The 14,106-nt window shown below is 63.6% G+C and carries 14 protein-coding genes; 5 read left to right on the top strand and 9 right to left on the bottom strand.

What is annotated here, in order from left to right:
* Window positions 1–40 precede the first annotated feature (40 nt).
* From XaFJ1_RS12330 to XaFJ1_RS12315, 4 genes are all read left to right on the top strand, one after another.
* Window positions 41–718, top strand: coding sequence for a DsbA family oxidoreductase (locus XaFJ1_RS12330; protein ID WP_012917009.1), 678 nt, complete (start codon window positions 41–43; stop codon window positions 716–718).
* An 89-nt stretch (window positions 719–807) separates the two neighbouring features.
* Entirely contained in the window at window positions 808–1,815 is a 1,008-nt protein-coding gene (gene nagZ / locus XaFJ1_RS12325; RefSeq protein ID WP_012917008.1) for a beta-N-acetylhexosaminidase, read from the top strand.
* Window positions 1,815–2,369 carry a hypoxanthine-guanine phosphoribosyltransferase gene (locus XaFJ1_RS12320; protein WP_012917007.1) on the top strand — a complete coding sequence of 185 codons (555 nt, stop codon included), beginning with the start codon at window positions 1,815–1,817 and terminating at the stop codon, window positions 2,367–2,369. The genes nagZ and XaFJ1_RS12320 overlap by 1 nt, the downstream gene beginning before the upstream one ends.
* A 71-nt stretch (window positions 2,370–2,440) precedes the next feature.
* A complete protein-coding gene (locus XaFJ1_RS12315; RefSeq protein ID WP_012917006.1) occupies window positions 2,441–3,187 on the top strand; it encodes an S-methyl-5'-thioinosine phosphorylase in 747 nt (248 codons plus the stop codon).
* Window positions 3,188–3,254: 67 nt separating this feature from the next.
* Here the strand turns inward: XaFJ1_RS12315 and XaFJ1_RS16570 are convergent, their stop codons facing one another.
* From XaFJ1_RS16570 to XaFJ1_RS12270, 9 genes are all read right to left on the bottom strand, one after another.
* The gene (locus XaFJ1_RS16570; RefSeq protein ID WP_045756994.1) at window positions 3,255–3,545 is read right to left on the bottom strand and encodes a hypothetical protein; all 291 of its coding nucleotides are present in this window, start codon (window positions 3,543–3,545) and stop codon (window positions 3,255–3,257) included.
* A 502-nt stretch (window positions 3,546–4,047) separates the two neighbouring features.
* A complete protein-coding gene (locus XaFJ1_RS12305; protein ID WP_012917005.1) occupies window positions 4,048–4,995 on the bottom strand; it encodes a chymotrypsin family serine protease in 948 nt (315 codons plus the stop codon).
* Window positions 4,996–5,112: 117 nt separating this feature from the next.
* Window positions 5,113–5,304 (bottom strand): hypothetical protein, encoded by a 192-nt coding sequence (locus tag XaFJ1_RS12300; RefSeq protein WP_155393563.1) that lies wholly within the window; start codon window positions 5,302–5,304, stop codon window positions 5,113–5,115.
* A 435-nt stretch (window positions 5,305–5,739) separates the two neighbouring features.
* Window positions 5,740–6,102, bottom strand: coding sequence for a hypothetical protein (locus tag XaFJ1_RS12295; RefSeq protein ID WP_012917004.1), 363 nt, complete (start codon window positions 6,100–6,102; stop codon window positions 5,740–5,742).
* Complete coding sequence (locus XaFJ1_RS12290; protein WP_012917003.1) at window positions 6,099–6,650, bottom strand: bactofilin family protein; 552 nt, start codon at window positions 6,648–6,650, stop codon at window positions 6,099–6,101. The genes XaFJ1_RS12295 and XaFJ1_RS12290 overlap by 4 nt, the downstream gene beginning before the upstream one ends.
* A gap of 108 nt (window positions 6,651–6,758) precedes the next feature.
* Window positions 6,759–8,468 (bottom strand): sensor domain-containing diguanylate cyclase, encoded by a 1,710-nt coding sequence (locus XaFJ1_RS12285; protein WP_012917002.1) that lies wholly within the window; start codon window positions 8,466–8,468, stop codon window positions 6,759–6,761.
* A 117-nt stretch (window positions 8,469–8,585) separates the two neighbouring features.
* On the bottom strand, window positions 8,586–8,939 hold the full coding sequence (locus tag XaFJ1_RS12280; RefSeq protein ID WP_012917001.1) for a hypothetical protein: 354 nt from the start codon (window positions 8,937–8,939) through the stop codon (window positions 8,586–8,588).
* A gap of 372 nt (window positions 8,940–9,311) precedes the next feature.
* On the bottom strand, window positions 9,312–9,653 hold the full coding sequence (locus tag XaFJ1_RS12275) for a hypothetical protein (protein ID WP_012917000.1): 342 nt from the start codon (window positions 9,651–9,653) through the stop codon (window positions 9,312–9,314).
* Between the two features lie 122 nt (window positions 9,654–9,775).
* A complete protein-coding gene (locus XaFJ1_RS12270) occupies window positions 9,776–10,951 on the bottom strand; it encodes a thiolase family protein (RefSeq protein WP_012916999.1) in 1,176 nt (391 codons plus the stop codon).
* A gap of 445 nt (window positions 10,952–11,396) precedes the next feature.
* Here XaFJ1_RS12270 and XaFJ1_RS12265 point away from each other — a divergent pair, with 445 nt between their 5' ends.
* Entirely contained in the window at window positions 11,397–14,015 is a 2,619-nt protein-coding gene (locus tag XaFJ1_RS12265; RefSeq protein WP_238988311.1) for an autotransporter serine protease, read from the top strand.
* Window positions 14,016–14,106: the final 91 nt, after the last annotated feature.

The raw sequence follows: 14,106 nt of genomic DNA, 5'->3' as shown, positions 1-14,106 counted from the left end.
CTGTCTCATGTTTCATCGTGCTGAGTCTTAAGTCTCCCCAATGCGTATCGACATCTGGTCCGACATGGTCTGTCCCTGGTGCTGGATCGGTCTGCACCGCCTGCAACAGGGCGTCGCGGCGCTTGGCGCGGATGCGCCGGCGTTGGAGATCCACTGGCATCCCTATCTGCTCGATCCCGAGGCCGATTTCACTCCGGTGCCGTTGCGCGAGGCCTACGCATCCAAGTTCGGCGGTCCTACGCGGACCGAGCAGATTTTGATGCAGACCCAGGCCACCGCGCGTGCCGAGGGCCTGCCGTTGGATTTCGGTCGCGGTCAGGTACGAGTGACCACGTTGCCGGCACATCGGGTGTTGTGGCTGGCCGCGCGCGAAGGTGACGCCGACGCGGTTGCCGAGGCGCTGTTCCACGCGCATTTCGCTCAAGGCCGCAATCTCGCCGAGACGCAGACATTGCTTGACGCCGGTGCCGCCGGTGGCCTGCCGCCAGCACGCGTGCAGGCGTTGCTGGACGGGGAGGAGGGCCTGGTCGAGATCCAGGCGCAGTTGCAGCAGGCGCAGGCGATGGGGATTCGCGCGGTGCCCACGTATGTCATCGATGGCCGCCAGTCGCTGCAGGGCGCGCAGCCGCCAGAGGTATTCGCTGCGACCTTGCGCGGTCTGCTGCCGGGCACCTCGGCATCGGGACGCGATTGCGGCGCGGATGCCTGCGCGCCCTAGTCCGTCATCTGGGTGTCCGTCGTCGCTGTCGGCATCTGCGACAATACCGGCCTAGACGCGCTTGAACAGCGCTGGCAGGAGACTCAAGCATGCTCGCGATCGGCGTTGCTGGTACCGAACTCACCGCGCAGGAACGCGACTGGCTGCAGCACGACGCGGTGGCCGGCGTGGTTCTGTTCAAACGTAATTTCGCCTCGCGCGCACAGGTGAGCGAACTGAGCGCGGCGATTCGCGCCGCTGCGCCACGGCCGCTGCTGATCTGTGTGGATCAGGAAGGCGGTCGCGTGCAGCGCTTCCGTGACGGATACAGCGCATTGCCGCCGCTGCAGGGCTTCGGTGCGCTTTACGCGCGCGATCCCGAAGCCGCCCTGGCGCTGGCCGAACAGCATGCCTGGCTCATGGCCAGCGAAGTGCGCGCGAGCGGTGTGGATCTGAGTTTCGCCCCGGTGCTGGATCTGGCGCGCGGCAATCGCGCGATCGGTGATCGCGCCTTCAGCGACGATCCGCAGGTGGTGGCCGCGTTTGCCGGCGCCTACGTGCGTGGCATGCACAGCGTTGGCATGGGCGCCACGCTCAAGCACTTCCCGGGCCACGGCACGGTGCGGGAAGACACCCACGTCGACCGTGCCGAGGACCCGCGCGCGCTGGAGACACTGCGCCAGGAAGATCTGGTGCCGTTCGCCGCCGGCATCGCCGCCGGTGCCGATGCGGTGATGATGGCGCATGTGGTCTATCCGCAGGTGGCGCCGGAGCCGGCTGGCTATTCGTCGCGCTGGATCCAGCAGATTCTGCGCGAGGAACTCGGCTTCCGCGGCGTGGTGTTCTCCGACGACATCGGGATGGCCGCTTCATTCGCTGTGGGCGGTGTCGCTGCGCGCGTGACCGCGCATCTGGATGCTGGCTGCGATGTGGTTCTGGTCTGTCATCCGGAACTGGTCGCCGAATCGTTGCTGGCCGTGCGCGATCGTCCGTGCAACACCGCTGCGCTGCTCGGCCTGATCGGTCGTGGCGGCCTCGGTTGGGATGGCTTGCTGGCCGATACCCGCTACGGCCATACCCAATCCCATCTGCTCTCCACTCTCGGGAAAATCGCCTGATGTCCACGTTCACCATCGCCCAGGTCCAGGCTCATGCCGACCTGCTGGTCGATCGTCCGCAGCTCGATCAGGCCATCGCGCGCATGGCCGATGCCATTGCCGCCGACTACCGCGGCGACATTCCGGTCTACCTGACCATCATGCATGGCGCACTGCCGTTTGCCGGGCAACTGGCACTGGAACTGGGCAGCCGTGGTCAGGATCTGGAACTGGATTATCTGCATGCCACCCGATATCGCGGCGAAACTGTCGGCGGCGAGTTGGTGTGGAAGCATCGCCCCGCCACCGCGCTCTACGGTCGCCGCGTGCTGCTGCTGGACGACATTCTCGACGAGGGGTTGACCCTGCAGGCGGTGCGTCAGTGGTGCCTGGAGCAGGGGGCCACCGATGTCCGCATCGCGGTGCTGGCGGTCAAACGCCACGGCCGCTGCGTCGGCGGGTTGAGCGCCGACTACAGCGGCGTGGAAGTGCCGGATCGTTACGTGTTCGGCTTCGGCATGGACGTCAACGAAGGCCTGCGCAATGTGCCGGCAATCTACGCGATGAAGGAATAGCGCGCTCCGCGCGTCGCTCCGGGCGTCGGCGGTTGGCCGTCGGCGTGCTCACGTTCCGCACGAGGATTTTCATGGACCACATCGCATTGGCCGTCATCGGCGGCACCGGCGTCTACAGACTCGCACAATTGGACGACGTGGAAACCCGCGAAGTCGACACGCGGTACGGCAGTCCGTCCGGACCGCTGCGGATTGGCACGTTGCTCGGCCAGCGCATCGCGTTCCTGGCCCGTCACGGCGAAGGTCACGCGCTGCCGCCGCACAAGATCAACTATCGCGCCAACCTTGCCGCGCTAAAGCAAATCGGTGCGTCGCGGGTGCTGGCGTTGAACACGGTGGGGGGCATCACCGCGCGTTTCGGGCCGCGTGTGCTGGCCTGTCCGGATCAGTTGATCGACTACACCTGGGGGCGCATTTCCACGCTGTGCGAGGAGCCGGGGAGCGAGGTGCTGCACGTGGATTTCGGTCATCCGTATTCGCCGTTGCTGCGCAGCAAGATATTGGCTGCCGCACACGTGACTGGTACCGCGCTGGTCGATGGCGGCTGTTACGGCGCCACCCAAGGGCCGCGCCTGGAAACCATCGCCGAGATCGCGCGGCTGCGCCGCGACGGCTGCGATCTGGTCGGCATGACCGGCATGCCGGAGGCTGGCCTGGCGCGCGAACTTGGCTTGGATTACGCCTGCCTGGCGATCGTGGCGAACTGGGCGGCCGGTTGCGGCGATGCAGAGGAGATCACCCTGGTCGAGGTGCTGGCCAATGTGGAGGCGGCCTCGGTGGGGTTGCCGGAGTTGATCGGTGCGTTGGCGCGTGGGTGATGGTCTTCGTTGTGGTTTCTGCGCGCTGTCCGCGCCCGCCCGACAGCGACGCGCGACGTTTCGTTGGTCACTTTAATATCACGCCGACCGCGTAAACGTTTACCTCGATCCGGCTTGTTTTAAACCCTGCTGTAACCGGATTTCTTGCAATATGTAGTCGCCCCTGAAAAGCCGGCAAACTCGCCTGCACCAAGCCTTTTGTGCCGCAGAGGACGTGCCTGGATTGCCAGTTTCCGTTAGATTGGGCGCGGTTTTCTTGCATTTTCCAAGTATGCGCAATCGACGTCCCGCCGTAGAACATCGCCCGCCCGAAGCGTTGTTCCGTTCCCTTCTGGAGAACCAGATCGATCTGCGTCATCCCATGGCGCAGCGATCGGCTAGCGTGCTGGCGCCGATGGTGGTCAGGTCAACGCTGTATGTGAACCATGATTGCCGAGGGAGATTTTTCAATGGCGACGAGTGAGTTACCCCTGAAAAATCTCCCGCAGTAAATGACGATATCAACGCCTGTTGCTGATTGCGCCATGAGCAACCGCATGATCCCCGGCTAGGCACACAAAAACATGATCCAGCGCATCAGTCAGTGCAGGTTGTCGCCGGCTGCCGCTGCAATGGCGTTCACCGCATCAGCTTGCGCGCCCTTGAACCCGCAACGATCCAGCCGATGCTTCTGCTGCAGATGTCGACGTTGACAACAATCCTTCGTTTTGCACGGGAATCCTGGGTTTTTCAGGTGCAACTCAAGCACATAACAAAGCGCCGCACGGAAGCAGCGCTTTGCTGACTGAAACGCGATTACCACGACTCACACGGGATACTGAGGGCGTAGGCCGACGTCATGAACGCCGAGCCGCTCGTCTTTATCCGCCAATGGGCTGCGTCTGGGCAGCTCCCGCGTCGTCGTTGGCCTCGTCCGCCGGGGCCAGTTGCCAACCAGCGTTTTCACCGAAGGGGGCGAGCGGATTGCCCTTGCCGGCACCGACGGGCAGGCTGTTCGGGGCAGCCATGTAGCTATTGTTAAGCTCTTGCAGCACATCTGCCATTGACGTGTAGAAGAGAATGGAACTGTTGGCAGTGTTGCTGGACGAGATGATCCCAATCAAATTCAGGTCGTAGGTGAGGGCCGGTCCACCGGAGTCGCCGCCGTCAAGGCTGTACAACTCGTCCGCGTGCGCGGCACTGATGTTGGCATAACTCGGCCGAAGCATTCCCGGCTCGAGGGACATGCCTCGCCACACGCAACGGACACCGGTGACAAAACCGCTTGTGCAGAACTGCCCATCCGGCGCGTTCGAATACCCGGCAACAGGAAGACGCCTTTCCCGCCCCCCGCGTAGCATGAAGACTTGATTGCGCGCGCGGGGCGTATAAGCCGCGTATGGATTGCAGTAGGAGGCGCCGCTGTGGTGAGCCTGGCACCACGTGTACGTCGGATTTGCTATGGGCGATACCCGCACAAGCGCGATGTCCGAGCCAGCAGACTGCCACTCGACGGCGCCGAGTGCCTGGTCCCCCGAGTAGACGGTCGCATACATCGGCCCGCAGTGCTTGGCAATCACGAGCCATCGTGTGGCATTTTGGTACGGCGTCAGTCTTTGCCAGATGCTCGTGGGCACCAACACCGCCCCGACGGTGCATGATGACCATTCTGATCCCGTCCTAAGGCGGATCTTCGAGCCCGAGATGACCGGCAGGACGTTGCGGTCGGAATTGCGAGGTTCCACCGCCATGGCAGTCGAACATGCGAGGGTGGTGCCGATGGCCATTGCGAGGCATGCCACGCGCTTTTGCAGTTGTAGGGTTTTCATTAGGGATCGACTCCTATCAGGGGTATTCGGGATCAGGGAAAGTGGTGGTTTGCGAGATATGTTCGCGCATTGTATGGAGCGGTTGTATCCGTGCGTAGACAGAATAAGAAGGCGGTTTCAAGAAGCGAGAAACACCGCTGTGAACCATTTGGTTGCGGTGATCTGACACGAAAAGCATCGCAAGTAATCGGTTGTCTCTGAAAAACCGAGCATGGTCTCACCGGACAGGGCATCGGCATGCTTGAGTTGCAGCAATTGGGCCATCAATTGGATCAGCAACCCCAGGCATCCATTGCGCACAGGATTCACCGATACAGGTCGCTCATCAGCGGTAGGTCGACGCTGGCACTGCAAGAAAAACGCGTCAAAATTAGCGAAAACGGGCAAATACAGGGTGCATGACGAAGCTTGCAATCCTGGCTCTGCAAGGGTGTGTGAAGTTTTTCAGGGGCGACTATGTATGGTCTTAAGGGGGCGTCCGGTCTCAGTAAATAAGATGAGTCCGCAACTCGGGGAGTGGGGCAACATGGCGCTGATGGATGCCTGGAGCTGAGCGCCTGTGTCCGCGAGGCGCCGGACTTGGACGTGGCGCTGAGCTGATACCCGGCGCAACGTCAGGCGCATGTGGCGATGTACCAATTCTGGAGCCGTTAGCTGACGCCGCTGTTCCAGATTGCCAATAGGGCATCGCCGTGGTTTGGGACAATACTGGCCATACGTTCCTGCGGATGGCACCGTTGGCTCCTAGAGTTTCCCCCGTTTGCTGCTCTTCACCGGAGTCGCCTCCACCGACAGGGTGAACGTGCGTTCCTCGCCATTGAGCATGGCCCCGACTCCGACCAACTGCCGCTTGATCTCCTCGCCGCGTCCGTTGCGAATACTCACCAGCACGCTGTACTCCCACGCGGTGCCATCGGCGGGATGGCGGATGGTGCCGTCTACGCGCAGCGGCACCATCGCCGACGGCGCCGATTGCTGCAGCACTGCCGAGTCGAAGCGCAAATGGTGCTTGCACGCCGGGCAGACGCTGGCACTTTCCAGGATTGTGGCCCGGCAGTGCGGGCAGGTCCGGGTCGCTCCCGGGGTGCCAGGACGCGGACTACTCATGCGCCGGTGTCTGACTCCGTGGCCTTGGCCGGCTTGCGGCCATGCTTGTCGTCTTCCCAGCCGAAGTCGGCTTGGCCACGCATCCGCGAGCCGGCGGCGACAGTCAGCGATCCGGCCTTCACGTCGCCGATCAGCGCGCCGGAAGCCAGCAGTTCCACCCGCGAAGCCGATTCGATATTGCCTTCCAGTTCGCCTGCAATGATGACCTTCTCGGCGCGCACGCCACCGCTCAGCTTAGCGCCGGTCTCGATGGTCAGATCGCCTTGCACGTTGACGTCGCCCTTGAACTTGCCGGCAATGCGAATATGGCCGCTGCCTTCGATCTTGCCTTCGATGCTGATGTCGGCGGCGATCAGCGATTCTTTGGCCGCCGGTGTCGATGAGCGGACAGGGGTAGGGGCGGGGGTTGGTGTTGGGGCGGCGGCAATGCTGGTCAGCGGTTCGTTGCCGAGCGCTTCGCCCGTGGGGCGTGGATCCGCTGGCGCGGCGCCGTTACCGGGGACGGGGCCGTCCTTGCGCGTTGAACCCTGATCTTTCCAAATGGACATGGTCGTCGTCTCCAGTCGGGGGAAAACGCCACTATGGCTGCTCTAACGCGTCGATTTTGTGATCTTTATCGCCAATCGGGACCGTCGTCGCATTTGGGGGCGACCGGTTTAGCTGATGTCATCCAGTATTGAATCGTACTGTTGTACTTGGTTGCGACCGCTGCGCTTGGCCCGGTACAGCGCCGCATCGGCTTTGCGCAGCAGGGTAGTGGCGACTGTGCCGTCGCGGCTATAGCTGGCGAGTCCGATCGATAGCGTGACCCCAGGCAACGCCTTGCCGTCCAGATTGGCATTGAGTTGTGGGGCGGCGGCACGGATGTGCTCGGCGATCACCAGTGCCTCTTCGGGGCCGGTTTCAGGCAGGATCACGGTGAATTCCTCGCCGCCGTAGCGGCAGGCGATGTCTTCGCCCCGTAGTCGCGAGGACAGCATCTGCCCGACCGCCGCCAGCAGGCTGTCGCCGCCGCCGTGGCCATGCACGTCATTGAATTGCTTGAAGTGATCCACATCCAGCATCAGCAGCGACAGTGGCATCGAACGGCGTTCGCAGCGGGCCAGTTCGTGCTGCAACGACTCTTCCAGGTAGCGGCGATTGAACAGGCCGGTGAGCGGGTCGCGGATCGATTGCAGGCGCAGCGACTCGCGTAGGCGCAGATTGCTCAGTGCCAGAGACAACTGCTCGGCAGCAGCTTCGGCGATGGCGATGCGCGGCAGTGGCCCAGGGCCAGAACCTGCCAAGAAGACGAAGCCCAACTGCGTGCCCTGCGCCGACAACGGAATGCAGGCGGTACTGGCGCCGATGCTCTGTGGATCGTCGAGCATGTGCGTGCAGGCAGAGTCGTGCCGCTGTGCGTTGACGAAGTGGCTCTTGTCGCGGCGCAGCGCCCAACAGTCATGTGGTGTCACTATCGGTTCGCTGCGCACTGACGGCTGACCCCAGGTGACGATCTGCTCTGCTCTGTCCCGCGAGGCGCGCAGCAGGTAGATGCTGCCGCCGCTGTCGGGTATCAATGCGGCAAGCAGGCGCGTGGTCACCGTCAATGCCTCGGTCGGATCCATGCAGCTCTGTAGCAGGCCGGAGTAGCGGCTGAGTGCATTGAGGTCGGCAGTGGTGCGCTCCAGTTCCAGGATGCTGGCCTCCAGCTTTTCGTTGGCGACCGAAGCGGCCTGTTCTGCCGCGCTGCGATTGCGCAATTCGCGGAACAACAGCGCGTAGACCACGCAGACGCCGCCCAGGCCTAATGGAATTCCTGCCAGTGCCAGGCCTAGTAGCAGGTCGGCGCTGCGCTGGTTGGAGCGATCGCGGCTTTGCAGTAACCGTTGCTCCAGTTCGATCATCTGCTGCATATGATCGCGGATCGCACTGGAATTCTGGAAAACCTCGGCTCCCATCGCGCGCTGCAGGGCGATGAGGCCCGCGCGCTGGTAGGTGTCGAGTAACTGCCGCATCTGTGCCAGGCGTGTATTCGCCAGGTGTTGCAGGACACGGACGTTGGCGATCTGCACCGGATTGTCGGCCACCAGCGCGCGTAATTGCGCTAGTTGCCGCGGTACCCGCTCGGCGCTGTCGTGGTAGGTGCTCAGGTAGGCTTGGTTGTCGGTCAGCTCGTATCCGCGCAACGAAGATTCGCTCATCAGCAGTGTGGACTGCACCTCGTCGATATTGCGCAGCACTTCGTGCGTATGCGCCACCAGTGCGGCATCGGAAATGGCGCGTTGTGCTCCCGAAAACACGCCGAACCCGATTGCCACGAATACCGTGGCGGAGAACAGGAGAGCAAAGCGGGTCCTGGCCCGCACGCGATGAAGAGTCGACATTGGCAAAGTGAGCGCTCCGCGTTAATCGCCTTCGGCCTATGTCACGAAAAAATTCCGCCGCATATAAGGCTGCGCTCCCTCGTCCGCGCGGGTGAAGGCGGGGGCGAGGGCATAAGCTCAGTGCCGCTCTTTGTGAGCGTTATGCGGATCTGCGTCGGCGTTTTCGCGGGCTTTTTCGGCGACCTTTTTCGCGGCCTCGGCGGTGGCCTCGCTGGCATCGGCGGCCATCTCCTTGGCGGCAGCCGTAGCATCCTGCACTGACTCGGAGTTAGCGGCGCGATGCGCGGCGTCGCGCGCGTCGGCAGCGACCTCGCGCCCGGTTTGCGCGACCTGGTCTGCGGCTTCCTTTGCGGCTTTGCTGGTTTCCTCGGCGGCGGCCTTGGCGTCGCGCTGCGCCTGCTGGGCTTCGGGGCCTTGGCAGGCGGTCAGCGTCAGCGTTGCTAACAGGGTCAAAATCGTAGTTTTGTTCATGCGCGTTCTCGGTCGACATGGTGTTTGGCGCAGACTAGTTGCCGCTGCATGCAGTCTGCGTCAAGGCGGTGCATCGGCGCGTACTCGGATTCAGAAATCTGTGTTGCCGTTGGCAGACCCTGGCGCAGAGGGAGTTCAGTGGCACTGGCTGGCCGCAGCTTAGGCCATTGCGGCTGTGAGATAGCGCTGCAGCTCATGCGTAGTGCGAAGTCGATACGGACTAGGAGGGCGTGGCAATTCCTGTTCCTGCCGCAAAGCTGTTTTGAATTGCGCAGACGATAGCGGCTTCTGCAGACAGGTCTTGTTGCAGGGCAAAGAAAAAGCCGCTGGCGAACCAGCGGCTTTCTCAGACGTGCCTGAAGCAAGAAGTGATTACTTCTTGGCTTTTTCGGCGGCTTCCTTGGCCTTGTCAGCGGTTGCTTCCGCAGCCTTGGCGGTGTCGGCAGCCTTGTCGGCAGCAGCTTCGGTCGGGGCAGCGGCGGCGGCGGCCGAGGCATCGGCAGCAGTGTTGGCTGCGGTCGCGGCGGTGTCGGCAGCAGCCTGGGCTGCGTCTGCGGTCGGGGCAGCGGCAGCGGCGGACTGGTCGGCAGCAGCCTGGGCTTCGGTGGCGGACTGGTTAGCGGAAGCCGCGGCGTCTTGGGCCTGCTCCTGCTTCGAGCACGCGGCCAGGGCCAGGCCTAGCGCCATTGCGATCAGCAGCTTGTTGATGCTCATTGTGTCTATCCTCGTCGTTTAGTTAGGCAACGCGCGAGTGCGCGCCTTTAACATGATGACAAGCCAAAGTCGGCTGTCAAGCGTACGCGCATTCATTTTTGTATTGCACGGGTTAACTCTAATCAAATCAATTCGATGGCGACTGCGGTTGCCTCGCCCCCGCCGATGCATAGGGTGGCGATGCCGCGGCGGCGGCCGCGGTTGCGCAACGCGTTTAGCAATGTCACCAATAACCGTGCGCCGGACGCGCCGATGGGGTGGCCAAGCGCGCAGGCCCCACCGTTGACGTTGACCTTGGCATGGTCAAGGCCCAGTTCCTTGATCGGCACCATCGCCACCACGGCGAAGGCCTCGTTGATTTCGAATAGATCGACCTGGTCCAGGCTCCAGCCGACTTGGTCGAGCAGCTTGCGGATCGCGCCGACCGGTGCGGTTGTGAACCATTCTGGTGCCTGCGAGAAGGTCGCGTGGCCGGCGATACGTGCCAGCGGCGTGATACCGCGCCGCGCGGCATCGTCGCTGCTTAGTAGCACCAGTGCTGCAGCGCCGTCGGAGATGCTGGAAGAACTGGCGGCGGTCACCGTGCCATCCTTCTTGAACGCCGGCTTCAATGTCGGGATTTTGGCGATGTCGGACTTGTCCGGCTGTTCGTCGCTGGCGACCTGCACCTCTCCCTTGCGGGTGGCGATGCGCATCGGAACGATCTCGGCATCGAACGCGCCGCCGCGCTGCGCGGCCTGTGCACGGGTGACCGATGCGATCGCGAACGCGTCCTGATCCTGGCGGGTGAAACCGAACTTCTCTGCCGTTGCTTCGCCGAACACGCCCATGGCTTGGCCGTCGTCGGGATTGGTCAGGCCGTCCCAGGCCATGTGATCGACTGCTTGAAAGTTGCCGTAACGGTTGCCGATGCGCGAATTGGGCAGCAGGTGCGGCGCGTTACTCATCGATTCCATTCCGCCGGCGACGACGATGCTGGCCGAGCCGGCCTTGATCAGGTCGTGGCCGAGCATCACCGCCTTCATGCCCGACCCGCAGACTTTGTTGATGGTGGTCGCGCCGGTGGCGTCGGGCAGGCCTGCTGCGCGCGCGGCTTGCCGCGCGGGCGCTTGGCCGAGGTTGGCCGGAAGCACGCAGCCCATGATGACTTCGGAAACGTCGACAGCGGCGATGCCGGATTGCTCCAACGCGGCGCGGATGGCCGCGGCGCCGAGCGTTGGCGTGGGGACGCCATTGAACTGGCCAAGGAAGGCGCCGATGGCAGTGCGCTTGGCCGCGGCGATGACGATCTCGGTCATTTCAAACCCTTGGGGAGAGGTAATATTGATTATCGGTCGTGCTGCCGCTCCTGCCAATGCCAATCGCGTTTGAATCGTGCATCGTCGCGAGTGCGCCATTTCGGTGTAGAGTTCGCTGGGGTTCAAGTGGGGCGTTGGTTTTGTTAATTGAGTGGCGACTCAATTCAGTGCGCGCATTGACGCGCGGCTCAAGGCATAGGGGAAAAACATGCGGACATTGATGGCGCGGTCGCTGCTGGCGGCCGCTGTTGCAGTTGCGTTGACTTCTTGTGGTGGTGGGCACGGTGGCGCTAGCCCGATGGTTCACGGCGGCAATCCACCGCCTGTCTCACCTCCTCCCCCGCCACCACCACCACCACCACCACCACCACCACCACCACCACCACCTCCTCCTCCTCCAAATTCGCCACCGCCGCCGCCACAACCGGCGTTCGACGCGCATCTGGTGCTGACGAATGCCTTGGCGGCGCAGACCGCCGGCTACGACGGCAGTGGTTACCGTATTGGTGTGGTCGATACCGGAGTCAATCGCAATCATCCTGCGTTGGCTGGGCGTGTGGTGTCCAACCTGGTCTACGTCGATCCGGCCAAGAACAACGTCAATGTCGACGATGTCGTGGGTCATGGCACCAGCGTCTCTCAACTCGCCGCTGGTAAGCCTGTCGGTGCCTGGCCGGGCGGCATCGCGCTAGGCGCACAGATCGTGTCGGCACGCATCATCTCTGACACCGAGCCCAAGGATGACGGAAGCGGCAGTGGCAATCAGGTCAGCGGTGGGCTCGGCTTGAGCGGCGTGCACCAGGATCTGATCAATGCCGGGGTCAGGGTGATGAACAATTCCTGGGGAGGGGTCTACTGGACCGATCCCAACGCGACCAACGCGATCGCCAATGATTACCGTCCGTTCGTGCATAGCAATGGCGGTTTGGTGGTGTTCGCAGCGGGCAACGATTCCAAGGCCACGCCGTCGGACATCGCATCGTTGCCGAGCCAGCCCGGACCCGGTGGCACCCTTCCGGCTGCGGACCTGGAGCGCGGCTGGCTGGTGGTGGCCGCAGTGGATTCGACGACCGGGACGCAGTTAGCTTCCTATTCCAATGCCTGCGGCGCGGCGATGCGTTACTGCCTGGTTGCGCCAGGTACTGAAGTGTACGTCGATCCGAAAGCGACCACGTCCACCGCCAATCCGAGCTACTACTACGGCAGCGGTACCTCGTTCGCTGCTCCGTTGGTGTCCGGCGCCGCCACGCTGGTGTGGCAGGCGTTCCCCTATTTCAGCAACGATCTGGTGCGGCAGACTCTACTCGGCACCGCCACCGACCTGGGCGCGCCTGGGGTGGATCCCACGTTCGGCTATGGCCTGCTCAACATCGGCAAGGCGGTGAAGGGGCCGGCCCGGTTCGATTGGGGCGATGTCACCGTCGCGTTCGACGGCAGTTCGACCTGGGCCAACGATATTGCCGGTAGCGGCGGGCTGATCAAGCAGGGCAGTGGTACCTTGACCTTGAGCAGCACTCAGAACAGCTACAGCGGCGATACCCAGGTGCAGGGTGGCACGCTCAGCGCGGCGAGCCTGGGCAACTCGAACGTGGCGATCAGCAACGGCGCGACCTTCATCGGGACCGGCCCACTGGGCGGCAACGTGCTCAATGCCGGTACTTTCCAAGTGGGGGCTGCGGCCTTGAGCCTGAGCGGTAGCTACGTGCAGGCCAGTAATGGTCGGTTGGCCCTGCTGGTGGGCGACAAGCTCTCGGCCGGCGGCACCGCGACCTTGCAGGGTGGCGCGCTGTACGTGCTGGGCAAGCACGACTACGTGGTCAATAACACCGCCTACAAAGTGTTGGAAGCCCGCGGCGGCTTGACCGGCACGTTCGCGTCGGTGACGTCGCCGTCGAACGTGTTCGTGACCGCGTCGCTGTCCTACGATGCCACCAGTGCTTCGATCACGCTGCAGTCGTTGAGTGTCACCGCGGCGGCGGCTGGTTTCGGCATCAGCAATGCGGCCACCCTGGCTTCGGCCAGTCGTGTGGATGCGGCGTTCGCGCGATTGGATGCGCAATTGCAGCATGCACCGGCGACGGTCGATGGAGCCCTGTTGAAAGCGGCCGGCGCGGTGCAGCAGTCGCCGACGGTGGCGGCGGCCACGGCAACGCTGCGCAGCCTGTCCGGCGAAGCCCATGCTGCTGCCGGTGCGATGACCTTCGACACCATGGACTTGCAGCGGCGCGCGCTGTCCAGCCGCTTCGATCTGCTGGTCGAGCGGCCACGTGTGGTCGGTGCCTGGAGTCAGCAACTGGGCGAGACCGGCCAGGGCAGCTTTGCCGGCAGTCAGTTCCAGTTCGATGGTTGGTTGATGGGCCAGGACATGCGGCTGGGCGAGCATACGGTGGGCGGTGTCGCCTTCGGCGAGAGTCACGCCAACGATGCCGGGAGCCTGGATCGCAGCCGCAATCGCCAAGTGCAGGGTCAGGCGTATTTCGGTGCGACGTCCGGTAAGGCGTATGCGTTGGCGCAACTGGGCAGTGGACAATACCGCCGCCAGCTCGACCGCAGTCTGTTGCTCGGCGATAGCGTCGCCGATGCGTCCAGTCGCTATAGCGGGCGCTTTCTCTCCACCAGTGTCGAGATCGGCTATCGCATGGGCCGTGGCCCGGCCTGGCTGACGCCCTATGCCGGCGCCGACTACAGTCGTATCGACAGCGATGGTTTCCGCGAGCAGGGCGGCGACGGATTCGGGCTCATGGCCGATGCCGCGTCTTCCTCGCGCAGCCAGGCGCTGGCCGGCTTGCGCACTGGCGTCGGCGGTCACCGCTGGTCGCTGCAGGGCTATGCCGAGTGGCAGCAGACCCTGGCCGCGCAGGGGTTGGACCGCCAGGCCCGCTTTGTCGGCCTGGACGCGTGGGCGCCGCTGGTCGATCTGCAACCTGCACGCGCCGGTGGTCTGTTCGGCGCGAGCCTGCAGACCCATTGGAACACCTCGGTGCTTGGGCTGGGCTACGACCAGCGCTTCGGTCCGCGTGGCGATGATCGCGTGTTCTCGCTGCGCTACCGCCTGGGGTTCTGACCCCAGGGCGGTAGCGTTGGGCCGAGGTCTCAGTCGCGCTGTTCCGGTGCGGACCGTGACAGCGCGGTAGCGTGTCAGCGGGTGCGGCAAG

This window comes from Xanthomonas albilineans, from assembly GCF_009931595.1.
Classification (GTDB): domain Bacteria; phylum Pseudomonadota; class Gammaproteobacteria; order Xanthomonadales; family Xanthomonadaceae; genus Xanthomonas_A; species Xanthomonas_A albilineans.
The sequence above is the reverse complement of the archived record's forward strand: the minus strand, read 5'-3'. Positions and strand labels throughout refer to the sequence as shown.

Coding starts and splice junctions, on each gene's coding strand:
- XaFJ1_RS12330 (WP_012917009.1), top strand. CDS start 41: ATGCGTATCGACATCTGGTCCGACATGGTCTGTCCCTGGTGCTGGATC.
- nagZ (WP_012917008.1), top strand. CDS start 808: ATGCTCGCGATCGGCGTTGCTGGTACCGAACTCACCGCGCAGGAACGC.
- XaFJ1_RS12320 (WP_012917007.1), top strand. CDS start 1,815: ATGTCCACGTTCACCATCGCCCAGGTCCAGGCTCATGCCGACCTGCTG.
- XaFJ1_RS12315 (WP_012917006.1), top strand. CDS start 2,441: ATGGACCACATCGCATTGGCCGTCATCGGCGGCACCGGCGTCTACAGA.
- XaFJ1_RS16570 (WP_045756994.1), bottom strand. CDS start 3,545: ATGACGCAGATCGATCTGGTTCTCCAGAAGGGAACGGAACAACGCTTC.
- XaFJ1_RS12305 (WP_012917005.1), bottom strand. CDS start 4,995: ATGAAAACCCTACAACTGCAAAAGCGCGTGGCATGCCTCGCAATGGCC.
- XaFJ1_RS12295 (WP_012917004.1), bottom strand. CDS start 6,102: ATGAGTAGTCCGCGTCCTGGCACCCCGGGAGCGACCCGGACCTGCCCG.
- XaFJ1_RS12290 (WP_012917003.1), bottom strand. CDS start 6,650: ATGTCCATTTGGAAAGATCAGGGTTCAACGCGCAAGGACGGCCCCGTC.
- XaFJ1_RS12285 (WP_012917002.1), bottom strand. CDS start 8,468: ATGTCGACTCTTCATCGCGTGCGGGCCAGGACCCGCTTTGCTCTCCTG.
- XaFJ1_RS12280 (WP_012917001.1), bottom strand. CDS start 8,939: ATGAACAAAACTACGATTTTGACCCTGTTAGCAACGCTGACGCTGACC.
- XaFJ1_RS12275 (WP_012917000.1), bottom strand. CDS start 9,653: ATGAGCATCAACAAGCTGCTGATCGCAATGGCGCTAGGCCTGGCCCTG.
- XaFJ1_RS12270 (WP_012916999.1), bottom strand. CDS start 10,951: ATGACCGAGATCGTCATCGCCGCGGCCAAGCGCACTGCCATCGGCGCC.